A 24082-nucleotide genomic window follows, 5' to 3' on the forward strand; every position below is an offset into this window, starting at 1 on the left:
ACCATCGGCCGGCTCGGGGTTTCCCGGGCCGGCTTTTCTTTCTATAGGGTAAACCATGTTCTCGAGGCTGCGTATCAGCCGACGAGACAACGACCGTTGGGGCCAGAATGACAGCAGATATTTCACTCCGTCCGGCAGATCATCCAGCCATCAAATCAGGCAAGATCGGCGTCCTGCTGGTCAATCTCGGCACGCCCGACGGCACCGACTACACCTCGATGCGCCGCTATCTCAAGGAGTTCCTGACCGATCGCCGCGTCATCGAATGGTCGCCCTGGAAATGGTATCCGATCCTCTTTGGCATCGTGCTCAACACCCGTCCGCAGAAGGTCGGCAAGGCTTACGAACTGATCTGGAACAAGGAGAAGAACGAAAGTTATCTCCGCACCTACACGCGCAACCAGTCGGAACTGATGGCCAAGCGCCTGCACGATCTTGCCAACGTCAAGGTCGACTGGGCAATGCGTTATGGCACGCCGTCGATCGCTTCACGCATCGAGACGCTGAAGGAGGAAGGCTGTGACCGCATCGTGCTCTTTCCGCTCTATCCGCAATATGCGGCAGCGACGACCGCGACCGTGAACGACAAGGCCTTCCAGAAGCTGCTCTCGATGCGCTGGCAGCCGGCGCTGCGTACCGTGCCGGACTATCATGATGACGAGACCTATATCGAGGCGCTCGCCCAGTCCGTCGAAAGGCATCTTGCGACGCTCGACTGGAAGCCGGACATGCTGCTCGCCTCCTTCCACGGCATCCCGATGTCCTATTTCAAGCAGGGCGACCCCTATTACTGTCAATGCCAAAAGACCGGCCGGCTCCTGCGCGAACGGCTCGGACTGACCCAGGAAAACTTCATGGTCACTTTCCAGTCCCGCTTCGGGCCGGAGGAATGGCTGCAGCCCTATACCGACAAGACTGTGGAGAAACTCGCCAGCGACGGTGTCAAGCGCATCGCCGTCATCAATCCCGGCTTCGTTTCCGACTGTCTGGAGACGCTGGAGGAAATCGCCGAACAGGCTGCCCATTCCTTCCACGAGAACGGCGGCGAGAAGTTTACGCATATCCCCTGCCTCAATGACGGCGAGGACGGCATGAAGGTGCTAGAAAAGGTCGTCCGCCGCGAATTGCAGGGCTGGGTCTGACAGACCTTCCCGCCCGCCGGTTCGCCCGAAGAATCTTGCCGAGACGCCACCTGCCTTTTCCCTCGGAGGTGGTGCATCCGTGGGTCATTTCTTCCGCGCGAAGAACATGCTAACTCACCACATCAGTGTATGGGCGCATGCGCCGATGGGAGGAATTCTTCATGCTGTTGGGCGGTTTCGATATCGTCGTGATCGTGCTGGTCATCTTCGTCATCCTGGTGCTCTTTGCCGGGATCAAGACCGTGCCGCAGGGCTATCGCTACACCATTGAGCGCTTTGGCCGCTATACCCGCACGCTGGAGCCAGGCCTTAACCTCATCACTCCCTTCATCGAGCGCGTCGGGGCGCGGATGAACGTGATGGAGCAGGTGCTGAATGTGCCGACCCAGGAAGTGATTACCAAAGACAATGCCTCGGTTTCAGCCGATGCCGTCGCCTTCTTTCAGGTTCTGAATGCCGCCCAGGCCGCCTACCAGGTTTCCCACCTCGAAAATGCCATCCTCAATCTCACCATGACCAATATCCGCTCGGTCATGGGCTCCATGGATCTCGATGAACTGCTTTCCAATCGCGACGCGATCAATGACCGGCTGCTGCGCGTCGTCGACGAGGCGGTACAGCCCTGGGGCATCAAGGTCACCCGCGTCGAAATCAAGGACATCCAGCCGCCACGCGACCTCGTCGATGCGATGGCTCGCCAGATGAAGGCCGAGCGCGAAAAGCGCGCCCAGGTTCTCGAGGCCGAAGGCGCGCGCAATGCGCAGATCCTCAGGGCCGAAGGAGCCAAGCAATCCGCGATCCTCCAGGCAGAAGGCCAGCGCGAAGCCGCCTTCCGCAATGCCGAAGCCCGCGAGCGACTGGCCGAGGCCGAAGCCAAGGCGACGAAGATGGTCTCCGAAGCGATTGCCGCCGGTGACGTTCAGGCGATCAACTATTTCGTCGCCCAGAAATACACCGAAGCGCTCGCCTCGGTCGGCTCGGCGCCCAATTCCAAGATCGTGCTGATGCCGATGGAAGCCTCTTCCATCCTGAGCTCGCTCGGCGGCATCGGCGCCATCGCCCGCGAAGTCTTCGGTGACGCGGGCAATCCGCCACCGCCTCCCCCGCCGCGTTCGCGTCCCGCGCCGATCCGCTCTACGCCGCCAATCAATCCACCGGCCCCCAATCCTTTCAATCCGGATCAGGAGCGATAAGCCATGCTGGCGAAGATCATCGCGGAACTCGGTCCATGGAACTGGTGGGTTGCAGGCCTCGTGCTGCTCGCCGCCGAAATGATCGTGCCCGGTTTCTTCCTGGTCTGGATCGGCCTCGCGGCCTTGATCGTCGGCGCACTGTCGCTGCTCTTCTGGGACAGCGTCTTCTGGGTCTGGGAAATCCAGGCGATCCTTTTTGCGCTTCTGGCCGTGGCCACGACCTTTGCCGGCCGCCGACTGACACTGCGCAACGCCGAGACCGACGAGCCCTTCCTCAATCAGCGCGGCGCAAGTCTTGTCGGACGCACCGCCACGCTGCAGGAGCCGATCCGCGAGGGCCGCGGCCGCATCCGCCTCGACGATACGCTATGGCAGGTAATGGGGCCTGATTTGCCCGTTGGAACACAGGTGAAGGTGATCTCGTGTCACGGCCGCGACCTGCGGGTCGAACCGGTCTGATCAGGCGACGCCGATCCGCAGCAGGTCATGGAAGTGCACCAGCCCGATCGGCCGGCTGTCCTCGTCGATGACGATCAGGGCGCCAATGTGGTGCTGGTTGAGCAGCGCCAGGGCCGCCGTCGCCAGCATCGTCGGTTTCACCGTCTTCGGCGTCTTCGTCATGATGTCGTCGACGGCAAGATTGGCAAGATTGCGCGTCAGGTTGCGCGCCATGTCACCTTCGGTGACGATGCCGCAGAGCCGTCCGTCTTCGTCGAGCACACCGACGCAGCCGAAATGCTTGCGCGACAGCACCGTGATCGCCTCCGGCATCGGCGTGCCCTTGGCAACGAGCGGCAGCTTCTCGCCGATATGCATGATATCGCCGACATGCATCAGGCTCGCACCCAGCTTGCCGCCGGGATGGAAGACGTGGAAATCGGTGGCGGTAAAGCCCCGCGCCTCCAGAAGCGCCACCGCCAGGGCATCGCCGAGCGCAAGCTGCATCAGCGTCGACGTCGTCGGCGCCAAGCCGTTGGGGCAGGCCTCCTGCTCGTTCGGCACCAGAAGGACGATATCGGCGGCCGTAGCAAGCGAAGAACGTTCGCTGCAGGTGATTGCGATCAGCGGAATGGAGAAGCGCCGCGTGTAGGAGATGATGCTCTTGAGCTCGGCGCTCTCGCCGCCCTTGGAAATCGCCAAGACGACGTCATCGCGCGCGATCATGCCGAGATCGCCATGATTGGCTTCGGCCGCATGCACGAAAAAGGCGGGGGTGCCGGTCGAGGCGAATGTCGCCGCGAGCTTGGTACCGATATGGCCGCTCTTGCCGACGCCGGTAACGATGACCCGCCCGGAGATGTCGCCGATGATCTCGACGGCGCGGGTGAAAGGACCGGCCAGTCCGTTGTCAAAGGCCTGTTCAAGCGCTTCAAGACCGCGTTTCTCGGTCTCTATCGTGCGTTTTGCCGATTCGAGCACGCTGTTTTCAACGAGTTTGATCGCTCTTCTGTTCATGGAGATGCGTTAGACCTTTTCACTTTCCAAGTCCACCCCGCACCATTTCCGAATTGTGAACAGCGCCCGCCGCGAGCAACGAATGATTAACCACAAGGCTTTACCTTTGAGTAAGAACCGAAAGCATGTCAGGCGAGTGAATGGGCCAGCCAAAACAGACGAGCAGTGTGACGCCGCTCCGCGCGATGAGGCGTGTCGTCTGCTTTACTGCGTTCGGCACACTGCTGTTCGGCCAGACTGCGGCACTCGCACAGTCCGCCACGTTGCAGTCGGCGACCAGCCGCGCGGTATCCTCCGAGAACAATCGCGCGACGACCGGCGCGGCATCCGAAACCGGCCTCGATGACGAGAGCGACGGTTCGGCCACGCCGGCCGCAAACAGTGCGGCCGCAAACGCGGACGATGCCCAGAGGCCCGCCATACCGGACGCGCAATCCGGCGACGACATTACCGGCTCCATCCTCGATGAGGACATGCGCCGACTGAACACCCGTGAAGCGCGGATCGACGAGACGCCGCCGGTCCGCAGGGCTGGCGAAAGTGCCTCGACGGCAGAAACACCCGGCATTCCGATCGGCACCTTCGTGCTCCGTCCGAGCGTGACCCAAAGCATCAACACCGAGACCACCAAGGACGGCAATACCAGGCAGCGGCGCGCTTTCCTCGAAACGGACGCAGCCGCGACGCTCACCTCCGACTGGGGACGACACCAGCTGACCGTGACCTCGGAAGGCGCCTGGCAGAGGAATATCAGCGGCGAAGGCGAGGAGCAGCCGTCTTTCAAGGTCAACGGCGATCTCCGGCTGGACCTTCCCGACGACGCGGTGGCGCACCTCACGGCCGGCTACAATTTCTACCGCGAAGATACGGACGATCCCGACGCCATCGCCGATGCCACACAGCAGTCCGATGTGCAGGAGTTCACCGCCGGCGCCTCCGTCCAGCGCGATTTCGGCATCCTGCGCGGCACGACGGCGCTGGCACTGAACCGTTCGATCTATTCCGACGCCACGCTTGCGAACGGCACGACCCTGGCGTTGAGCGATCGCAATCAGACGACCGGTACGTTGCGCGGTCGCGTCGGCTACGAGTTGTCGCCCGCGCTCATCCCCTTCATCGAGGCCACGATCGGCCGTACGATCTATGACGAGACGCGCGATTCCGCCGGTTACGAGCGTTCAGGCCACAGTTATGGCGCCAAGGCCGGCGTCGAAGTCGACCTCGGCGAAAAGCTGAAGGGTGAAGTCGGCGTCGGCTACGAAAGGGCGGATTTCGAAGACAGCCGGCTCGCCTCGATCGATACGGCCACGCTCGATGCGAGCCTGCTTTGGTCGCCGATCCGCGGCACCGATGTCAATCTCGACCTGCAGACGAGCATCCAGCCCTCGACCACCGCCGGCGAGAGCGGCTACGTCTCGCATGCGCTGACGACGACGGTCACCCACCAGCTGCGCGACAATCTGGTCGGAACCATGATCGGCGGCGTCATATGGCGCGATTATCCCACCGACAGCACCATCAACGACGAGCTCGTCTATACTGCGGCGACCGGCCTGACCTGGAACATCAACCGCTATCTCGATCTCACCAGCACGCTCGGCTACGAGCTGACCACGCGCAAGGACGGCGACGACTCGCAGCAATTCCGCGCCGGCGTCGGCCTCAAGCTGAAAAGATAAGCGCCGCGCCTCCGGTGGGAGGCGCGGCGCTCGATCATTCATAGCTGTTCGCAAACCTTAATTCAGGCCGGCAAGCAATTCCTTGAAGCCGCCTTCGACCGACGGACGGATATCGGCGCGTTCGAGGGCGTAGGCGACATTGGCCAGGATGAAGCCATCCTTGGCGCCGCAGTCGTAGGTCGTGCCACGGAAATGGTAGCCGGCGAAATCCTGTTCCTTCAGCAGCTTCAGCATGCCGTCGGTAAGCTGGATTTCGTTGCCAGCGCCGCGCTCCTGGGTTTCGAGGATCCTGAAGATCTCAGGCTGCAGGATGTAGCGGCCGTTGATGAAGAAATTCGAGGGCGCTGTTCCCTTGGCAGGCTTTTCCACCATGCCGGTGATGCGGAAGCCTTCGCCGATCGCTTCGCCGACGCCGACGATACCGTATTTATGAGCCTGATCGGGGGCACATTCCTCGACGGCGATGATATTGCCGCCGCTCTGGCCGTAGAGGTCGATCATCCCCTTCATGCAGCCCTTGTCGCCCTTCATGATCATATCCGGCAGCAGCAGCGCAAAAGGTTCGTCGCCGACGATCTCGCGGGCGCACCATACGGCGTGACCGAGGCCGAGCGGTTCCTGCTGGCGGGTGAAGCTCACCGTGCCGGCCTTCGGCAATTGCTGGGCAAGAAGGGTTATCTCGGCCTTCTTGGCGCGTTCGCGCAGCGTCTGTTCCAGCTCGAAATGAATATCGAAATAATCTTCGATGACATGCTTGTTGCGTCCGGTGACGAAGACCAGATGCTCGATTCCTGCTTCCAGCGCCTCATCGACGACATATTGAATGATAGGCTTGTCGACAACGGTCAACATTTCCTTCGGAACAGCCTTCGTTGCCGGCAGGAAACGCGTTCCCAACCCTGCCACCGGAAAAACTGCCTTACGAACTTTATTGTGATGCGCCACACAGGCCTCCTGCTTTGACTAAATCGCCTTTTAAATAAAGCCGTTCACGTCTGACTAGTATAGAATTGCGACTGTTTTGCAATGGTGACCGCCGCGGGCCGCCATGGTAAAGAATTTGTTGACTCTGTTCCTGTAGTCTCGGGTCTGGGCGGACATGATGCCCCTGCTGCACCCAAAAACTGAAGATGACGGATACGACTGTCGATGATCCAGAATCACAAAAACTCCCTTCGTGGTCTTGCTCTCGCCCTCGTTGTCGCCGCCCAGGTAGGGCTGGCCCCCGACAACGCGAAAGCCGATTCCCGGTTCCAGAAATGGATCGCGGATTTTTACCAAACAGCCGCTGAGAGTGGCATCAGTAAGGCAACCTATCAAAAGGCCTTTTCCGGTGTGAGCGAACCCGACCCGACCGTGCTCGAAAAGGCGGCCTATCAACCGGAATTCACCTCGAAGATCTGGGATTACATTGATTCCCGCGTTAATCCCTACACCGTCAGGATCGGCCGCGAAATGGCCGTCAAGCATGCGCGCACGCTCAATGCGATCGAGCAGCGCTTCGGCGTCGACAAGACGATTCTGCTCGCGATCTGGTCGATGGAATCGAATTACGGCGCGATCCTGGACAAGGACGACCGGCTGCATTATGTGCCGCGCGCACTGGCTACTCTTGCCTATGCCGATCCGAGCCGGGCCAAATTCGCCAAGAAGCAGCTGGTTGCGGCGCTGAAAATCCTGCAGAGCGGCGATGTGCCGGCACGTCAGATGACCGGCTCCTGGGCGGGCGCCATGGGCCACACTCAGTTCATCCCGACAAGCTACCTGCTCTACGCTGTCGATGCCGACGGCAACGGCCATCGCGATATCTGGAATTCGGTGCCGGACGCGCTTGCGACCTCGGCCAATCTGCTGATGAAGAACGGCTGGGATACCGGCAAGACCTGGGGCTACGAGGTCGTCGTTCCCGCCGCAGCCGCCAAGCAGGCCGGCAAGACCCATACGCTCGCCCAATGGGCGGAGCTCGGCCTGAAACGGCCGAACGGCAAGGCCTTCCGCGACGGCGGCACCAAAGCCGTGCTGAAAATGCCGGCCGGAGCCGGCGGCCCCGGCTTCCTGATGACGGCAAATTTCTTCACCATCAAGAACTACAATGCGTCGGACAGCTACGCGCTTGCCGTCGGCCTGCTGGCCGACCAGATCGCCGGCTATGGCGGCATGCAGCAGCGCTGGCCGCGTCCCGACGGCGCGCTCGACATCACCGAGAAATTCGAGCTGCAAACTCGTCTCAAGACGCTCGGCTATTACAATGGCGAGGTTGACGGCAATTTCGGCTCGGGTTCGAAAGCGGCGATATCGGCCGTGCAGGAGCGCATCGGCATGCAGCCAGACGGCGAGCCCTCGCTGCCGCTTTTGAACGCACTTCGCCGCTAGGCGCGGACGCCGGACAATAATCTGATTGGAAGCGGCAGAACCGCGACCTAAATAATAAGCGGAGTGGATGCTGGCCTGCCCTGCGTGCAAGATGCCGGCAGATGCGGAACTGCCTATGACGAAAACTGATCGAACTCCAATCCGCCGGCTCGCGCTCGCCTTGACGACGGCTGCGCTATGCTTCGGCGCGCTTGCACCCGTTCGTGTCGCCGAAGCCCAGGAGCAGCGCTATCAGCGTCGCTCGATTCTCGATTTCTTCCTGGGCCGACGTTATCTCGACGACGAGCCGCAGGCCCCTGATGTCCAGCAGCCGAGACGCCAGCAGCGCAAGCGCCCGCCGGCGCAGAAAGCCGTGATCAATACCCGCACCGCATCGCCTGTGCGGCCGCCCGTGCAGGAAGAGCCGGTCGTGCAGAAGCTTGGCGACGCCCGGAAAATCCTGATCGTCGGCGATTTCCTTGCCAGCGGCCTCGGCGACGGGCTTACCGCCGCCTTCGAGACCTCGCCGGGCGTCATCGTCGACGCCCGCGGCAACATTTCCTCGGGCCTTGTCCGCGACGACTATTACGACTGGCCGGAACAGTTGCCGAAGATGATCGACGAGCTGAAGCCGGCAATGGTCGTCGTCATGATCGGCGCCAATGACCGCCAGCAGATGGTGACCGACACCGCCAAGGAGAAGTTCCGCACCGATGGCTGGTTTGCCGAATATCGCAGCCGTGTCCTTTCTTTCGGCAAGGAAGTCACCAGCCGCAAGATACCGCTGCTCTGGGTCGGTCTTCCCGCCTTCGAATCCGATCAGATGACGGCCGATGCTGTCCAGATGAACCAGCTCTATCGCAACCAGGTCGAGAGCATCGGCGGCGAATTCGTCGATATCTGGGATGGGTTCGTCGACGAAAACGGCACTTTCATCGTCACCGGTTCCGACGTGAACGGCCAGCAGGTGCGCCTGCGCACCTCCGACGGCATCAACCTTACCCAGGCCGGCCGGCGCAAGCTTGCCTTCTATGTGGAAAAGCCCGCCCGCCGGATTCTCGGCACCCAGGCAAGCCCCGATCTGGTGCGCCTCGACGAAAGCAATTTGCCAGGTCTCGGCCTTCCCACCAATCCGGTCGAGCACACCGTTCCGATCAGCCTCTCCGATCCCAATCTCGACGGCGGCGCCGAGCTCCTTGGCGCAAGACCGCCACCGGTGACGCTGACGAAATCGCCGCGCGACCTCCTGGTCGAGCAGGGCGAGATGACGCCGGCACCTGTCGGTCGCGTCGACGACTACCGCATGCCGGCAGCCAAGACGCCGGCCGAAGTCTCGGTGAAATGAAAAAGGCTACGCGAGGCGGCCTTCTTACGCCGCCTGTGGCCAGCTCAGATAATAGTAGTTCGAGCCGATCAGCCCGAAGAAGGCATTGCTGTCGTTCGTCTGGTCGACATAGCTGCCGTTCTCCTTGACAAAGGCGCCGTCGGAGCCGCGCTCCAGATGCGCATCGAGGAAATCGCTCCAGCCGCTGATATCGATCGCCTCGCCGGCCTTGCTTTCCGTGTCGGCCTCATCCGGATCATCGACGTCCCAGGCGGGGATCGACACGCCCTGCGTCGGATCGGAGATGGTGAGCGTGCCTGCTTCGAGAGCAGCCAGCATGTCGTGAGCCTTGCCGCTTTCGCCTTCGGCCGCGGCCGCTTCCTGCAACTGCTGCTTCAGCATCGACATGAAGGAGGCGCTGGTCACATCGGCGCTGTCGCCGGTCGTGTCGGTCTCGTCGGAGGTGTCGTCCTTGGACGAAAGCGTGTCGAGCAGCCCCGACAGCGCCTGATTGGAGAGAAGCGACGGGGAACTCGAATCGAGTCCGTAGCTGCTCAGAATGCTTGCCGCCGACGAACTCTGCGTATCCTCCGAGCTTTCGTCGGAGCTACGAAGATTCTTCAAGGCGTATTGGGCCGAAACCATCCTGGTATTATCGAGTGCAGAAACCATTTGAATAACCCTTGTCGATCATTCGCGGCGGCTCCTCCTGAGCCCGCGTCGGGCATAAGCCTCACCGCCCGGCATTGCTTGAGGCTTGCGTCCCACCGAGGCGCGTCAAGCGGTCGCACCGGCAAAAAGAAGTCCCGCCGGACGCGCCGCACGCAATAAAAAACTCCGCCGGAAAGGCGGAGTTCGTGTCTTCGTCAGCCTCTATGAGATGCGATCAGTTCGGCAGGACGGTCGAGCCCATCAACGCCTCGTCGATGGCGCGCGCTGCCTGGCGGCCTTCGCGGATCGCCCAGACCACCAGCGACTGGCCGCGGCGCACGTCGCCCGCCGTCCAGAGCTTGTCGACCGAGGTCTTGTAGTCGCGGTCGTTGGCGACGACGTTGGTCGAGCCGCGCTTGTCAGTGTTGAGCGTCAGCTTGCCTTCGAGTTCCTTCAGCACGCTTGTCGTGAACGGGCCGCGGAAACCGATGGCGATGAAGGCGAGATCGGCGCGGATGACAAATTCCGTGCCCGCAACCGGCCGCCGGCGCTCATCGACCTCACAGCATTTGACGCCTGTCAGCACACCGTCTTCGCCGATGAATTCGAGCGTCGCCACCTGGAATTCGCGGACGGCACCTTCGGCCTGCGAGGAGGAGGTGCGCATCTTCGTCGCCCAGAAGGGCCAGACGGCGAGCTTGTCTTCCTTCTCGGGCGGCTGCGGCCGGATGTCGAGCTGGGTGACCTTGACGGCGCCCTGGCGGAAGGCTGTGCCGACACAGTCCGAAGCCGTATCGCCGCCGCCGACGACGACCACATGTTTGGCGCCGGCCAGGATCGGATCCGAGGGCCAGCCGACGCTGTCGATATTCTCGCGTCCGACGCGACGGTTCTGCTGCACCAGATAGGGCATGGCATCATGCACGCCGGCAAGGTCGGTACCCGGAATGCCCGCCTCGCGCGGCGTTTCGGAGCCGCCGCAGTAAAGGACGGCGTCGTGGTCGGCCAGCAATTGTTCGATCTTGAGGTCGACGCCGACATTGACGCCGCAATGGAAAGTGACGCCCTCGCCCTTCATCTGCTCGACGCGGCGGTCGATGAAGTTCTTCTCCATCTTGAAATCCGGAATGCCGTAGCGCAGCAAGCCGCCCGGCTTGGTCTCGCGCTCATAGACATGCACCTCGTGGCCGGCGCGGCCGAGCTGCTGGGCGGCCGCCATGCCAGCGGGGCCGGAGCCGATGACCGCGACCTTCTTGCCGGTATGGACCGTCGCCGGCTGCGGCCGGATGAAACCGAGTTCATAGGCCTTGTCGGCAATCGCCTGCTCGACCGTCTTGATGGCGACGGGCGCATCCTCGAGATTCAAAGTGCAGGCTTCCTCGCAGGGGGCGGGGCAAACGCGGCCGGTGAACTCCGGGAAGTTGTTGGTCGAATGCAGGTTCTGGATCGCCGCTTCCCAGTTGTTGTTGTAGACGAGGTCGTTCCAGTCCGGAATCTGATTGTGAACCGGGCAGCCGGTCGGGCCGTGACAATAGGGAATGCCACAGTCCATGCAGCGCGCGGCCTGTTTCTGTACTTCCGGGTCCGACATCGGGATCGTGAACTCGCGGAAATGACGGATGCGATCCGACGCCGGCTGATACTTCGCCACCTGCCGGTCGATTTCCAGAAATCCTGTAACCTTACCCATATCTTCGTCCCTTACCCTCATGACCGCCTCACCGCGGCCAGTTGTGTGTCGTCAGTCCCCGGAGTCCCGGGCGGGTTGCTTGTCTTGACCGTCATTGGAACAGATCTCCTGAAGGACAACGCGCGATCCCGGCGGCCTTTCGCCGTCGTCATCGCTACGGGTCGTCGAGATGTTTCCGTCATCCGCCATCTGCAATCGGCGGGTGGCGGATGCTCCGGTTCAAATCATTCCGCGGCGATGCCCATCCTGCTACGCTCCATTTCCTCGAGCGCACGGCGGTATTCCACAGGCATGACCTTGCGGAACTTCGGACGGTAGTCGGCCCAGCTGTCGAGAATCTGCTTGGCGCGGGCCGAGCCCGTATAGTGCAGATGGTTGGAGATCAGCTGATAGAGGCGCTCCTCGTCGTGGCGCGTCATATCGCCAGAGACGTCTACACGTCCCTTGTGCATGAGGTCGCCGCCATGATGATGCAGCTTCTCCAGCATATCGTCCTCCTCCGGCACCGGCTCGAGTTCGACCATCGCCATGTTGCAGCGGCTGGCGAAATCGCCGGCTTCATCGAGCACATAGGCGACACCGCCCGACATGCCTGCCGCGAAATTGCGGCCGGTGGCGCCGAGCACGACGACGACACCGCCGGTCATATATTCGCAGCCATGGTCGCCGACGCCCTCGACAATGGCGATCGCTCCCGAATTGCGCACGGCGAAACGTTCGCCCGCCACGCCGCGGAAGTAGCACTCGCCCTCGGTCGCACCGTAAAGCACGGTATTGCCGACGATGATCGAGTTTTCGGCGACAATCCGCGAATTTTCCGGCGGCCGAATGATGATCTTGCCGCCCGAGAGCCCCTTGCCGACATAGTCGTTGCCGTCACCAATCAGGTTGAAGGTGACGCCGCGTGCCAGGAAGGCGCCGAAGCTCTGACCTGCCGTGCCGCGAAGAGTAACATTGATCGTGTCTTCCTTCAGCCCGCGATGGCGGAAGCGCTTGGCGACTTCGCCGGAGAGCATCGCTCCCGCCGAACGGTCGACGTTCTTGATGCCTACCTCGAAGGCGACAGGCGTCTTGTCCGTCAGCGCCGGTTGTGCCTGCTCGATCAGCACGCGGTCGAGAATGTCATCGATCGGGTGCTGCTGCCGGCTCGTCCAGAAGGTTTCCTCCTTGGCGGCATCGACCTTGTGGAAGATGCGGCTGAAGTCGAGACCCCTGGCCTTCCAATGCGCCAGCATCTCGTCCTTCTCCAGCAGTTCCGAAGCGCCGATGATCTCGTCGAGCCGGGTAAAGCCGAGCGACGCGAGAATTTCGCGCACTTCGTTGGCGACGAAGAAGAAGTAGTTGATGACATGCTCCGGCGTGCCCTTGAAGCGCTTGCGCAGCACCGGATCCTGCGTCGCCACGCCCACCGGACAGGTGTTGAGATGGCACTTGCGCATCATGATGCAGCCGGCGGCAATCAGCGGCGCGGTGGCGAAACCGAACTCGTCGGCGCCGAGCAGCGCCCCGACGATGACGTCGCGGCCGGTCTTGAGGCCGCCGTCCACCTGCAGTGCAACACGCGAACGCAGACCGTTCAGCACCAGTGTCTGCTGGGTCTCGGCAAGACCGATTTCCCACGGGCTGCCGGCATGCTTGAGCGAGGTCAGCGGCGACGCACCCGTGCCGCCGTCGAAGCCGGCGACGGTGATATGATCGGCGCGCGCCTTGGCAACGCCCGCGGCAACCGTGCCGACGCCGACTTCGGAGACGAGCTTGACCGAGACGTCGGAGGTCGGGTTGACGTTCTTCAGATCGTAGATCAGCTGCGCCAGATCCTCGATCGAGTAGATGTCGTGGTGCGGCGGAGGCGAGATCAGGCCGACACCCGGCGTCGAGTGACGGGTCTTGGCGACCGTCGCATCGACCTTGTGACCGGGCAGTTGGCCGCCTTCGCCGGGCTTGGCGCCCTGCGCCACCTTGATCTGCAGCACATCGGCATTGACCAGATATTCGGTGGTGACGCCGAAGCGGCCCGAGGCGATCTGCTTGATCGCCGAACGTTCCGGGTTCATCGAACCATCCGAGAGCGGCATATAGCGGTCGGATTCCTCGCCGCCTTCGCCGGTGTTCGACTTGCCGCCGATCCGGTTCATGGCGATCGCCAGCGTCGTATGCGCCTCGCGGGAGATCGAGCCGAAGGACATCGCTCCCGTCGAGAACCGCCTGACGATATCGGCGGCCGGCTCGACCTCTTCGATCGATACCGGCTTGCGGCCGAGCGCCTCGGCGCTCTTGATGTTGAAGAGCCCACGGATCGTGTTCATGCGCAGCGCCGAATTGTTCACCATCTCGGCGAATTCGCGGTAGCGATCCTCGGCATTGCCGCGCACGGCATGCTGAAGAGCTGCGACCGCATCCGGTGTCCAGGCATGGCTTTCGCCGCGCATGCGATAGGCATATTCGCCGCCGATATCCAGCGTCGTCGCCAGCAGCGGATCCTTGCCGAAAGCGGCAGTATGTCGGGCGACGGTCTCTTCGGCGATCGCTTCGAGGCCGATGCCTTCAATCATCGTCGCGGTTCCGAAGAAATACTTGTCGACCAGGTCGGATGACAGGCCGATCGCATCGAAGATCTGCGCACCGCAATAGGACTGGTAGGTCGAGATGCCCATCTTCGACATGACCTTGAGGATACCTTTGCCGACTGCCTTGATGTAGCGGTAGACGATTTCCGAGGCATCCACTTCCTTCGGGAACTCGCCCTTGGCATGCATGTCGAGCAGCGTGTCGAAGGCGAGATAGGGATTGATCGCCTCGGCGCCGTAGCCGGCGAGCAGGCAGAAATGATGCACTTCGCGCGGTTCGCCGGTTTCGACGACGAGGCCGACCGAGGTGCGAAGCCCCTTGCGGATCAGGTGATGATGGACGGCAGCCGTTGCGAGCAGCGCCGGAATGGCAATTCTATCAGGTCCGATCTGGCGATCGGAGAGCACGATGATGTTGTAGCCGCCCTTGACGGCCGCTTCCGCGCGCTCGCAGAGCCGGTCGAGCATCTCAGGCATGCCGGCAGCGCCGCGCTCGATGTCATAGGTGAAATCGAGCGTCTTGGTATCGAAACGGTCTTCCGTATGGCCGATCGAGCGGATCTTTTCGAGATCGCCATTGGTCAGGATCGGCTGACGCACTTCGAGACGCTTGGCATTCGCCATGCCTTCATGGTCGAGAATGTTCGGACGCGGGCCGATGAACGAGACCAGGCTCATGACGAGCTCTTCGCGGATCGGATCGATCGGCGGGTTCGTCACCTGCGCGAAGTTCTGCTTGAAATAGGTGTAGAGCAGCTTCGGCTTTTCCGACATCGCCGAGATCGGCGTATCGGTGCCCATCGAACCGATCGCTTCCTGACCGGTCGTCGCCATCGGCGACATCAGGATCTTGGTGTCCTCGGTCGTGTAGCCAAAGGCCTGCTGGCGATCGAGCAACGATACGTCGCGGCGCAGCGCCCGCGGCTCCACCGGCTTCAGGTCTTCGAGGATGAGCTGGGTGCGGTCGAGCCAGCTGCGATAGGGATGCGCCGTCGCAAGCTGCGACTTCACCTCGTCATCGGAGATGATACGGCCTTCCTCCATGTCGATCAGCAGCATCTTGCCCGGCTGCAGGCGCCACTTCTGAATGATCTTCTCCTCCGGAACCGGCAGAACGCCAGCCTCGGACGCCATGATGACGCGGTCGTCATCGGTCACGAGGTAACGCGCCGGCCTGAGGCCGTTGCGGTCGAGCGTCGCGCCGATCTGCCTGCCGTCGGTGAAGGCGACCGCAGCCGGCCCGTCCCACGGCTCCATCAGCGCCGCATGATATTCGTAGAAGGCCTTGCGTTCGGCCGCCATCGACTGGTTGCCGGCCCAGGCCTCCGGGATCAGCATCATCACGGCATGCGCCAGCGAGTAGCCGCCGCGCACCAGGAATTCCAGCGCATTGTCGAAACAGGCCGTGTCCGACTGCCCCTCGTAGGAAATCGGCCAGAGCTTGGAAATATCTTCGCCGAACAGCGGCGAAGACACCGAGGCCTGTCGCGCCGCCATCCAGTTGACGTTGCCGCGCAGCGTGTTGATCTCGCCGTTATGGGCGACCATGCGATAGGGATGAGCGAGCTTCCACGACGGGAAGGTGTTGGTCGAGAAACGCTGGTGCACGAGGGCGACCGCGCTTTCGAAACGCGGGTCCGACAGGTCCTTATAATAGGCGCCGACCTGATAGGCCAGGAACATGCCCTTGTAGACCACCGTCGCCGACGACAGGGACACCGGATAGAAATTGCTCTCTTCGCCTTCGAACTCGTCATAGATGCGGTTGGAGATCACCTTGCGCAGCGTGAATAGCCGGCGCTCGAACTCGTCATTGTTCTCGGCATCCTCACCGGCGCCGATGAAGACCTGCACGTGATGCGGCTCGGTCGCGGCGATATCGGGCGCCTTTGACAGAGAGGAATTGTCGACCGGCACGTCGCGAAAGCCGATCAGGACCTGGCCTTCCTCTTCAATGACGTCCTTGATCACCTTCTTGAAGTGCTCGATCTGCTTTTCATTACGCGGCATGAAGATGTGACCGACGCCATATTCGCCGGCAGGCGGCAGGGTGATCCCCTGCCCGGCCATCTCCTCACGGAAGAAGCGGTCGGGAATCTGCACCAGGATACCGGCGCCGTCACCCATCAGCGGATCGGCGCCGACGGCGCCGCGGTGCGTCAGGTTCTCAAGAATGAACAAGCCGTCCTTGACGATCTGGTGCGACTTCTCGCCCTTCATATGCGCGACAAAACCGACGCCGCAGGCATCATGCTCGTTGCGGGGATCATAAAGGCCCTGCTTCTTCGGCAGGCCGGAGGCGGATTTGGACATATTGGCCGTCGCGCGCGTCTTAGCAGCGGCAAATCGGTCAAATTCCATGGATGGCGTCTTCGTCATCGTCTTTCCTCCTGTCGAAACCCGCGGGGCCGCGGGCGGCTTTTTCGTCGCGCGCCGCAACCCGAAGATAGGTTCGGCGCATGACAGCGCTGTTGCATTGTGAAGATCGCCGCAGACATCTGCTTCAAAGGAAAGCAAACCGTCGCGTCCCGCGCCTGCCATTCGCCTCCGCGCGCCGCCCGTCCTGGGGCTTGGCGCTCGGAAGAACTATAGCGTGAAAGCGGGCCTGTTCCAGGGCTTTCGGCGCTTCTTCGGCCGCAAAGGCCAAATTAGGACAGTAACACTGTCCTAATTCATCTGTTCTATGCCAGAAAGCCTTTGGCTTCGCAAGTGCGCCACGGCAAAAATCGTCATTTTGCGAAGGAAGATTACCAAATCGGTCGCAACCACGAAATAAAATTACGTGAAGGACGGATATTTTATTAATTGATTGCGCCGTTCAATTTTCGTGATGGATTATGGGCAATAGCCTTGATCCCGTAAAAGATTGCCGTAATGTCCGCTGCGAACCTTCCAACCTGTTTCGCTCCCCACGGTCCGCGCTATGTTCTTTGCTTCCGATAATTGGGCCGGCGCCCACAGATCCATTGCCGAACGCCTGCTGAAGGAATCGGCCGGTTTTGCTCCGGCTTATGGTGCCGGCGATCTCGATAAAAAAGTCGAGACCCGCTTCTGCGAAATCTTCGAACGGGAGGTGTCCGTCTTCTTCGTCGCCACCGGCACGGCCGCCAATTCCCTGTCCCTGGCAAGCGTCCAGCGCCCGGGCGGCATTACTTTCTGCCATTCCGAGGCCCATGTAATCGAGGATGAATGCGGCGCGCCGGAATTCTTCTCCGGCTCCGCCCGCCTCGTTGCCGTCGACGGCGAATCCGGCAAGATTGATCCCGCCAAACTTTCGGCAAAGATCGCCCACTTCCCCGAGGACGCCCTCCGTCATGGCCGCGCCAGCGCTGTGACCATCACCCAGTCGACCGAGATCGGCACCGTCTATTCACTGCCGGAGATCGGCGAGATAGCCGCCATATCGAGAAAGCGCAATCTGCCGCTGCACATGGATGGCGCCCGCTTCACCAATGCGCTGATCGCACTCGATGCCACCCCGGCGGAGATGACCTGGAAGCGCGGCGTCGACATGCTGTCCTTCGGCGGCACCAAGAACGGCTGCTGGTGCGCGGAGGCGATCATCTTTTTCGATCCGGAGCGGGCTCGGGAGATGCCCTTCATCCGCAAGCGCGCCGCCCAGCTCTTCTCCAAGTCGCGTTTCATCGCCGCCCAGTTCGACGCCTATTTCGAAAATGGCCTCTGGCTCGACCTCGCCCGCCATTCGAACGCCATGGCTGACCGGCTGCGCGCCGGTATTGGGGCCAGCAGCGCCGGACGCCTCGCCTGGCCGACCGCTTCCAATGAGGTCTTTGCCGTCATCAGCAGGAGTGCAGCAAGAACCGCAGAGGAAAAGGGCGCGAAATTCTACGAATGGCCGGTGCCTGCGGCAACGTCGGAACTCGTTTCCGAAAGCGAAACCCTGATCCGCCTCGTCACCAGCTTCGCGACGACAGTGGCCGACGTGGATGGTTTCCTGAGGTGCCTGACCGCCTGATCGCCGACCAGAAGGATTTCCAGCCGGCTCCTCCGTGACGGCGATGGTCATGCCGACCTCAGCCCCCTCACCTTTTGCAGAATATCGTCCGAAAGCGCCGAGACCAGCGCCTGATCCGCACCCTTGCGCGGCACCAATACGAATTCCACATCCTCGAGCACTGGCAATTTTCCCGCAGCAATTTTTTTCAGTCCGGAGGGAGCCATACTGCGCGGCTGCACCAGCACGCCCATTCCGGCCCGCGCCGCCGCCGTCAGTCCGCTCAGGCTGCCGCAAGTGCAGACGATCCGCCACGGCACCCCATTGCGCCCAAGTGCTTCCAGGGCGATCGCCCGCGTCACGCTCGGCGGTGGAAAAGCGATCAGTGGCAATGGACCGGAGGCGAGCACTCGTTCAGGATCGCGCGCCAGCCAGACGAGCGGCTCGCGATAGACAAGCTTTCCGCGCGCATTGCCAAGCCGGCGCTTGGCGAGCACCAGATCGATTTCGCCATTGTCCTGCATCTCATAAAGCACGCCTGAAAGCGCCACCGTCAGTTCCAGGTCGACGGACGGATGCGAGCGAACGAAATCCTCCAGCACCGCCGGCAGCTGGCTGGTGACAAAATCTTCCGACACGCCGAGCCGGAGGCTGCCGCGCAGGCTGTTGCTCTTGAACAGCGCCTGCACTTGCCCCTCGATCGAAAGCATGGCGCGCGCATGCGAAAGCAGCGCCTCGCCGTCACCGGTGAGCATCACCTTATGCGTGTCGCGCGCGAGCAGCTTGCGTCCGAGCGCCGCCTCCAGCCGCTGAATATGCTGGCTGACCGTCGATTGCCCGAGGCCCAGCCTTTCCGCGGCAAGCGTGAAGCTACCCATCTGTTCGACGGCGACGAAACTGCGCAACTGCGAGAGGTCCAGCATAGAAAATCCAGTGTCTTGATAACTGTTATTTCTTGCATCCTGGATCATAATGGACGACAGAACAATAGTTGCCTTATTGCTGCGAGACCGTCATGCGCCGCTTTCTGCCAGATACGTTCACGATCCTGCTCGTCTGCACCGTCATCCTCGCCTCCCTGTTTCCGGCGAGCGGCAGTTTTGCGGATTATTTCGGCATCGCCACCGATATTGCCATCGCGGCTTTGTTTTTCCTGCACGGCGCGCGCCTTTCTCGTGACGTCGTCATTGCTGGTCTGCTGCACTGGCGGCTGCATCTGATCATCCTGCTGACGACCTTCGGCATCTTCCCGCTGCTCGGGCTCGGGCTCGGCTTCATCCCCGACGCGATCCTGCCACGGCCGCTTTATCTCGGCATTCTCTTCCTCTGCGTGCTGCCGTCGACGGTGCAGTCGTCGATCGCCTTCACCTCGATGGCCGGCGGCAACGTGCCCGCCGCGATCTGCTCGGCCTCAGCCTCCAACATTTTCGGCATGTTCCTGACGCCCCTGCTGGTCGGCCTGCTCTTTTCCGTCGGCGGCAATGGCGGCTTCTCCTTCGACGCGCTTCAGCAGATCCTGCTGCAGCTGCTTGCCCCGTTTATCGTTGGCCAGATCCTGCAGCCCTGGATCGGCGATTGGATTCGCGCCAAGAAGAAGATTCTGATGCCGGTCGACCGCGGTTCGATCCTGATGGTGGTCTATCTCGCCTTCTCGACGGCGATCGTCGAAGGACTGTGGCACACCTTCTCGATTGCCGACATTGCCGTTGTCGTCGTCGCCGACGTCGTGCTTCTGGCGTTTGTGCTTGTTTTGACGATGTTCGGCAGCCGCTGGCTGGGCTTCGACAAGTCTGACGAGATCACCATCACCTTCTGCGGCTCGAAGAAGAGCCTGGCAAGCGGCGTGCCGATGGCAAACGTCATCTTCGCCGGCCAATCGATTGGTGCGATCGTGCTTCCCCTGATGCTCTTCCACCAGATTCAGCTGATGGTCTGCGCCGTCATCGCCCAGAAATATGCCGCAGCGGCAGCCCGGCGGGTAACGGAACAGCAGATGAAGGATGCCGCCAGCCCGGCCTGAACAATAAGATGAACGGCAATAAAAAACGACGCCCCGATCGGAGCGCCGTCCATTGTCCCTGAGGAACAGCTGTTAATCGTTGATGACCTGCGCCTCGATCGCCTTCGGAGCCTCGACCGGCTCGGCGGCAATCGTGATCTTACGGGGCTTCATAGCCTCGGGAATGTTGCGCAGAAGATCGATGTGAAGCAGGCCATTCTTCAGCGAAGCGGCTGACACCTCGACGTGATCGGCAAGCTGGAAGCGGCGCTCGAAGGCGCGCTTGGCAATGCCGCGGTAGAGGAATTCGCCGCCTTCGGCGGTTTCCTCGTTCTTTTCACCCTTAACGGACAGCACATGGGCATGAGCTTCGATCGAAAGCTCGGTCTCGTCGAAACCGGCGACCGCCATGGTGATGCGATAGGTATTTTCGCCGGTGCGCTCGATATTATAGGGCGGATAGGTCTGCGCCTGCTCCGGCTGAGCAAGGCTGTCGAGCATGGTGAAGAGCCGGTCGAAACCGACCGTCGAACGATAAAGGGGAGAGAAGTCTACGTGACGCATGATGTCCTCCTAGGGAAGCGACGTGTTGCGATAAAATGCCCTGAAACCCCATCTTGGCGGTCTCGGGACGGTTGCGCGGGCCCTTTTGGCACCCGCAGGATGGAGATGGTGATGCGATTCGGGGAGTTCAAGACCTTTCGAAATCCCCTCGACCGGCCGTGAACCGCGCGTGAACGGCCGGTTCGGTAGGCGTTCAGACATGCCTGCCTAGAAATGACGATGTCGGGTGACACTGGCCCCGATGGCTGAAGTGCATCGTCCCTTCTTCTTCAGTCTAAACTTGGGCCGGCCGCGAGCGCCCTCACGCTTCCGCCGGCCCTTTTTCCCCCGCTTTCCAAGCCGGGCGCCATGCGCTATCCCTGATAGGGAAGCATTCAGCAGCGGCGCATTGGCAAGTCATGGATCAGGTTCTCTATTCGACGCCCGACAATCCTGCCCCGGAAAACCGCACCGAAGGGTTCTTCGAAACCCATGACGGCCACCGGCTGCGTTACGCCGTTTTCCGTTCTGGCGCCCAGGTCGCCAAGGGCACGGTCGTCATCATCCATGGCCGCAACGAATATATCGAAAAATATTTCGAGACGATCCGAGACCTGACAAGCAAGGGCCTCTGGGTCGCGACCTTCGACCTGCGTGGTCAGGGCGGTTCGTCGCGGCTCCTCAAGCGCCGCAATCACGGCCATATCCGCCGCTTTTCCGATTACGAGCGCGACCTCGACACCTTCCTCGAAAAGATAGTGCTGCCGGACACCCGACTGCCCTTCTACCTGCTCGGTCATTCCACCGGCGGCCTGATTGCGCTGTCGGCCGCCCCCTATCTCACCACCCGCATCGACCGCATGGTGCTATCGGCTCCCTTCATCGGCCTGACCGGCCAGTCGGCCTCGCCCCGCGTCATCCGCACCCTCGCCGGCGCCCTGACGGCCGCCGGCCTCGGCTTCATGCCGCTGACCTCGAAGCTGAAGGAGCCGGATTTCCGCGACAATCCGTTGACCTCGGACGAAACCCGCTTCGAGCGCAATGTTGCGATGATGAAGGCCCATCCGGAACTGACGCTCGGGCCGCCGACGGCCCGCTGGCTGAGTGAAGCCTTCCGGACCATGGACCGGGTCACCTCGCCCAACCACCTCTTCTCGATCACCATCCCGACCATCGTCATCGCCCCGACACGTGACGGCGTCGTGCCCTACACGGCACAGGAGCGGCTCTCGCGTTATTTCCGCGCCGGCCAGCTGGTGCCGATCAACGGCGCCCGCCATGAGATCTTCCAGGAACGGGATATCTATCGTGCCGCGGCGCTGGCGGCGTTCCACGCCTTCATTCCCGGCAGCGATGCCGAGGAAAACCATGATGTCGCCGCCCTCGGCACCTGAGCCGGATCAACCGAGCCGCCAGCAGAATCGGCTTTGCCGACCCGGGGCATCGGCTTTGCCGAGCCCGGGTTCAGCGCTGCAGGATGGCGATTGCCTGCTCGTAGACCGCGCGGCTGCCGGCGGCGATGATCGAGCCGCCGTTTTCAGGGCGTCCGCCGTCCCAGGTGGTGATGATGCCGCCCGCCCCCTCGATGACGGGAATGATGCCGCCGACGTCATAGGGTTTCAGTCCGTTTTCGATGACGAGATCGATATGGCCGGCGGCAAGCAGCGCATAGGCATAGCAGTCGCATCCATAGCGGAAGAGCCGCACCTGATCCTCGATCTCGCGGTATTTCTCCATCTCCCCGCCGGCGAAGAGATGTGGCGAGGTCGTGAACAGAATGGCGCTCGAAAGCGCCTCGCACTGGCGGGTCACCAGCCGCCTTTCACCCTCCGGGCCGGTATAGATCGAGCCGTTCTCGTCGGCGAAATAACGTTCGCCGGTAAAGGGCTGCTCGATCATGCCCATGATCGCCCGGCCTTCCTTCTGCAGACCGATCAGCGTTCCCCAAACCGGCACGCCCGATATGAAGGCGCGCGTGCCGTCGATCGGATCGATCACCCAGACATAGTCCCGGTCGAGCCCGACATCGCCGTGCTCCTCGCCGAGAATGCCGTGGTCGGGAAAATTCTCCTCGATCAGCGCCCGGATGGCGAGCTCGGCCGCCCGATCGCCTTCCGTCACCGGATCGAAGCCGGAAGAAAGTTTGTTCGTGACGTCGAGGCCGGATCGGAAGCGGGGCAGCGTCTCGGCGCGGGCGACCTCTGCCAGACGATTGAAGAATGAACGGTCAGGAAGCATGATGACACCGTTTGGCTGGCGGGAATGCGCTTTCATAGCGAAAACGAGCGGGAATGCAAACGAAGCGGGCAACTTCAGGCGAATTGCCCAAAGATATCGCAGCGCAATATATTGCTTGACATTTGTGCAACGCAATAGTAGCGTCATCATTACAGTCTTCTGACTGTAAATACCCTCCTTGGGTGTTTCCTCCCTAGACTTAGCCGCGCTGACAAGCGCGGTTTTTTTTGGCCTGGGGAGGCAAGCGGAGAATCAGGAAATTGCAGATTTACTCGGCGGCCAGCGCCCGGTCACCGGCGAACTTTTCGACGTAACCCGCCATCTGCTGCATGAAGGCCGTGACGGCCTCGGCCACCGCGGCAAAATCCTCGCGCTTCTCCAGCGTCACCTCGTCGACATAGATCGCCCGGTTCACCTCGATCTGCAATGCATGCAGGCCGCGCGAGGGGCGGCCGTAATGTTCGGTGATGAAACCGCCGGCATAGGGCTTGTTGCGGATCGCCGCAAAGCCCATTTCCTCAAGGATAGCGATGGCGGCGCGCGAAAGTTCGGCCGAAGCGCTGGTGCCGTAGCGATCGCCGATAATAAAATCGGGCCGTCCGGTGCAGCCGGCGACGCGCACATTGCCGGGCATCGAATGGCAATCGATCAGCACGCCGAAGCCGAACTGCACATGGGTGCGGGCAATCAGTCGGCGCAGCGCCGCATGGTAAGGCTTGTAGACCGCTTCGACCCGATCCAGCCCCTCCTGCACCGGCAGGCGCCGCGCATAGATCTCCATATTCTCGGCAACGATGCGCGGAATGGTGCCGAGCCCGCCGGCGACCCTCAGCGAATTGACATTGGCATAGGGCGGCAGCAGCCCGTCGAACATCCTGGGATCGAGCTCGTAGGGCTCGCGGTTGACGTCGAGATAGGCGCGCGGAAAGTTGGCGGCGAGAAGCGGTGCGCCGAGAGTGACGGCAGAGCCGAAGAGCTCATCGACGTAATGATCCTCGGAACGGCGGATGGCGATGCCTTCGAGCCTCGATTGCGCGATGAATTCCGGTGGATAAATGCGGCCGCTATGCGGGGAGTTGTAGACGAAGGGAATGGTCTGCGACACGGGCTCATGAACCTCAAAAAGCTCGTATTCGCGGATTTCCGGCACTTTCGGCCCTCTTTACCATGTCCTGAACTGACTGCTTCGTTCATGTTGCCAGTTGCCCGCCCTCAAGTCCATACTATGTAGAAGGGATGACCATCACGCACAGGCAATTCACCGGTTGTTTACCGGGCAAAGACTAGTGTAGAC

General features: G+C 61.7%; 18 protein-coding genes. 9 read left to right on the forward strand and 9 right to left on the reverse strand.

Translation table 11 applies throughout. From position 1 onward, the window contains the following. The first annotated feature begins 107 nt into the window (after positions 1-107). The 3 genes from hemH (at position 108) to AMK00_RS18345 (ending at position 2794) form a co-directional block, all read left to right on the forward strand. On the forward strand, positions 108-1142 hold the full coding sequence (hemH, locus tag AMK00_RS18335) for a ferrochelatase (RefSeq protein ID WP_064811321.1): 1035 nt from the start codon (positions 108-110) through the stop codon (positions 1140-1142). A gap of 161 nt (positions 1143-1303) precedes the next feature. After that, the gene (locus AMK00_RS18340) at positions 1304-2335 is read left to right on the forward strand and encodes an SPFH domain-containing protein (protein WP_064811760.1); all 1032 of its coding nucleotides are present in this window, start codon (positions 1304-1306) and stop codon (positions 2333-2335) included. A 3-nt stretch (positions 2336-2338) separates the two neighbouring features. After that, on the forward strand, positions 2339-2794 hold the full coding sequence (locus tag AMK00_RS18345; protein WP_064811322.1) for an NfeD family protein: 456 nt from the start codon (positions 2339-2341) through the stop codon (positions 2792-2794). Here the strand turns inward: AMK00_RS18345 and AMK00_RS18350 are convergent, their stop codons facing one another. After that, entirely contained in the window at positions 2795-3790 is a 996-nt protein-coding gene (locus AMK00_RS18350; RefSeq protein ID WP_064811323.1) for a KpsF/GutQ family sugar-phosphate isomerase, read from the reverse strand. 140 nt (positions 3791-3930) lie between these two features. Here AMK00_RS18350 and AMK00_RS18355 point away from each other — a divergent pair, with 140 nt between their 5' ends. Further along, complete coding sequence (locus tag AMK00_RS18355) at positions 3931-5469, forward strand: outer membrane beta-barrel protein (RefSeq protein ID WP_064811324.1); 1539 nt, start codon at positions 3931-3933, stop codon at positions 5467-5469. Positions 5470-5526: 57 nt separating this feature from the next. On the opposite strand, the gene galU is transcribed toward AMK00_RS18355, so the two are convergent. After that, on the reverse strand, positions 5527-6414 hold the full coding sequence (gene galU, locus AMK00_RS18360) for a UTP--glucose-1-phosphate uridylyltransferase GalU (protein ID WP_064804918.1): 888 nt from the start codon (positions 6412-6414) through the stop codon (positions 5527-5529). A gap of 204 nt (positions 6415-6618) precedes the next feature. Here galU and AMK00_RS18365 point away from each other — a divergent pair, with 204 nt between their 5' ends. Both AMK00_RS18365 and AMK00_RS18370 read left to right on the forward strand, forming a co-directional pair. Next, positions 6619-7842, forward strand: a complete 1224-nt coding sequence (locus tag AMK00_RS18365) for a lytic murein transglycosylase (protein ID WP_064811325.1) — start codon at positions 6619-6621, stop codon at positions 7840-7842. A gap of 91 nt (positions 7843-7933) precedes the next feature. After that, a complete protein-coding gene (locus tag AMK00_RS18370) occupies positions 7934-9166 on the forward strand; it encodes an SGNH/GDSL hydrolase family protein (RefSeq protein ID WP_082240363.1) in 1233 nt (410 codons plus the stop codon). 24 nt (positions 9167-9190) lie between these two features. Here the strand turns inward: AMK00_RS18370 and AMK00_RS18375 are convergent, their stop codons facing one another. The 3 genes from AMK00_RS18375 to gltB all read right to left on the reverse strand — a co-directional run bounded on the left by AMK00_RS18375 (position 9191) and on the right by gltB (position 16432). Beyond that, on the reverse strand, positions 9191-9817 hold the full coding sequence (locus AMK00_RS18375) for a hypothetical protein (RefSeq protein WP_064811326.1): 627 nt from the start codon (positions 9815-9817) through the stop codon (positions 9191-9193). A gap of 214 nt (positions 9818-10031) precedes the next feature. After that, the gene (locus tag AMK00_RS18380; RefSeq protein ID WP_064804925.1) at positions 10032-11486 is read right to left on the reverse strand and encodes a glutamate synthase subunit beta; all 1455 of its coding nucleotides are present in this window, start codon (positions 11484-11486) and stop codon (positions 10032-10034) included. Positions 11487-11710: 224 nt separating this feature from the next. Beyond that, on the reverse strand, positions 11711-16432 hold the full coding sequence (gltB, locus tag AMK00_RS18385) for a glutamate synthase large subunit (RefSeq protein WP_064811762.1): 4722 nt from the start codon (positions 16430-16432) through the stop codon (positions 11711-11713). A 544-nt stretch (positions 16433-16976) separates the two neighbouring features. Between gltB and AMK00_RS18390 the strand changes: the two genes are divergently transcribed. Next, positions 16977-18029: a threonine aldolase family protein gene (locus tag AMK00_RS18390; protein WP_064811327.1), complete on the forward strand. Its 1053-nt coding sequence runs from the start codon at positions 16977-16979 to the stop codon at positions 18027-18029. Positions 18030-18076: 47 nt separating this feature from the next. On the opposite strand, the gene AMK00_RS18395 is transcribed toward AMK00_RS18390, so the two are convergent. After that, complete coding sequence (locus tag AMK00_RS18395) at positions 18077-18931, reverse strand: LysR substrate-binding domain-containing protein (protein WP_064811328.1); 855 nt, start codon at positions 18929-18931, stop codon at positions 18077-18079. 92 nt (positions 18932-19023) lie between these two features. Between AMK00_RS18395 and AMK00_RS18400 the strand changes: the two genes are divergently transcribed. Further along, a complete protein-coding gene (locus tag AMK00_RS18400) occupies positions 19024-20028 on the forward strand; it encodes a bile acid:sodium symporter family protein (protein ID WP_064811329.1) in 1005 nt (334 codons plus the stop codon). 72 nt (positions 20029-20100) lie between these two features. Here AMK00_RS18400 and AMK00_RS18405 read toward each other — a convergent pair whose 3' ends face one another. After that, complete coding sequence (locus AMK00_RS18405; RefSeq protein WP_064811330.1) at positions 20101-20571, reverse strand: Hsp20 family protein; 471 nt, start codon at positions 20569-20571, stop codon at positions 20101-20103. Between the two features lie 398 nt (positions 20572-20969). Between AMK00_RS18405 and AMK00_RS18410 the strand changes: the two genes are divergently transcribed. Beyond that, a complete protein-coding gene (locus AMK00_RS18410; protein WP_064811331.1) occupies positions 20970-21944 on the forward strand; it encodes an alpha/beta fold hydrolase in 975 nt (324 codons plus the stop codon). 70 nt (positions 21945-22014) lie between these two features. Here the strand turns inward: AMK00_RS18410 and hisN are convergent, their stop codons facing one another. Together hisN and AMK00_RS18420 are read right to left on the reverse strand one after the other, a co-directional pair. Next, positions 22015-22788 carry a histidinol-phosphatase gene (gene hisN / locus AMK00_RS18415; protein WP_064806333.1) on the reverse strand — a complete coding sequence of 258 codons (774 nt, stop codon included), beginning with the start codon at positions 22786-22788 and terminating at the stop codon, positions 22015-22017. A gap of 268 nt (positions 22789-23056) precedes the next feature. Next, the gene (locus AMK00_RS18420) at positions 23057-23938 is read right to left on the reverse strand and encodes an N-formylglutamate amidohydrolase (protein ID WP_064811332.1); all 882 of its coding nucleotides are present in this window, start codon (positions 23936-23938) and stop codon (positions 23057-23059) included. Positions 23939-24082: the final 144 nt, after the last annotated feature.

This window comes from Rhizobium sp. N621 (assembly GCF_001664325.1).
GTDB classification, from domain to species: domain Bacteria; phylum Pseudomonadota; class Alphaproteobacteria; order Rhizobiales; family Rhizobiaceae; genus Rhizobium; species Rhizobium esperanzae.

Bases quoted from the DNA above. Each gene is read 5' to 3' on its own strand.
- hemH (WP_064811321.1), top strand. From the start codon at position 108: ATGACAGCAGATATTTCACTCCGTCCGGCAGATCATCCAGCCATCAAA.
- AMK00_RS18340 (WP_064811760.1), top strand. From the start codon at position 1,304: ATGCTGTTGGGCGGTTTCGATATCGTCGTGATCGTGCTGGTCATCTTC.
- AMK00_RS18345 (WP_064811322.1), top strand. From the start codon at position 2,339: ATGCTGGCGAAGATCATCGCGGAACTCGGTCCATGGAACTGGTGGGTT.
- AMK00_RS18350 (WP_064811323.1), bottom strand. From the start codon at position 3,790: ATGAACAGAAGAGCGATCAAACTCGTTGAAAACAGCGTGCTCGAATCG.
- AMK00_RS18355 (WP_064811324.1), top strand. From the start codon at position 3,931: ATGGGCCAGCCAAAACAGACGAGCAGTGTGACGCCGCTCCGCGCGATG.
- AMK00_RS18365 (WP_064811325.1), top strand. From the start codon at position 6,619: ATGATCCAGAATCACAAAAACTCCCTTCGTGGTCTTGCTCTCGCCCTC.
- AMK00_RS18370 (WP_082240363.1), top strand. From the start codon at position 7,934: ATGCCGGCAGATGCGGAACTGCCTATGACGAAAACTGATCGAACTCCA.
- AMK00_RS18375 (WP_064811326.1), bottom strand. From the start codon at position 9,817: ATGGTTTCTGCACTCGATAATACCAGGATGGTTTCGGCCCAATACGCC.
- AMK00_RS18380 (WP_064804925.1), bottom strand. From the start codon at position 11,486: ATGGGTAAGGTTACAGGATTTCTGGAAATCGACCGGCAGGTGGCGAAG.
- gltB (WP_064811762.1), bottom strand. From the start codon at position 16,432: ATGACGAAGACGCCATCCATGGAATTTGACCGATTTGCCGCTGCTAAG.
- AMK00_RS18390 (WP_064811327.1), top strand. From the start codon at position 16,977: ATGTTCTTTGCTTCCGATAATTGGGCCGGCGCCCACAGATCCATTGCC.
- AMK00_RS18395 (WP_064811328.1), bottom strand. From the start codon at position 18,931: ATGCTGGACCTCTCGCAGTTGCGCAGTTTCGTCGCCGTCGAACAGATG.
- AMK00_RS18400 (WP_064811329.1), top strand. From the start codon at position 19,024: ATGCGCCGCTTTCTGCCAGATACGTTCACGATCCTGCTCGTCTGCACC.
- AMK00_RS18405 (WP_064811330.1), bottom strand. From the start codon at position 20,571: ATGCGTCACGTAGACTTCTCTCCCCTTTATCGTTCGACGGTCGGTTTC.
- AMK00_RS18410 (WP_064811331.1), top strand. From the start codon at position 20,970: ATGGATCAGGTTCTCTATTCGACGCCCGACAATCCTGCCCCGGAAAAC.
- hisN (WP_064806333.1), bottom strand. From the start codon at position 22,788: ATGCTTCCTGACCGTTCATTCTTCAATCGTCTGGCAGAGGTCGCCCGC.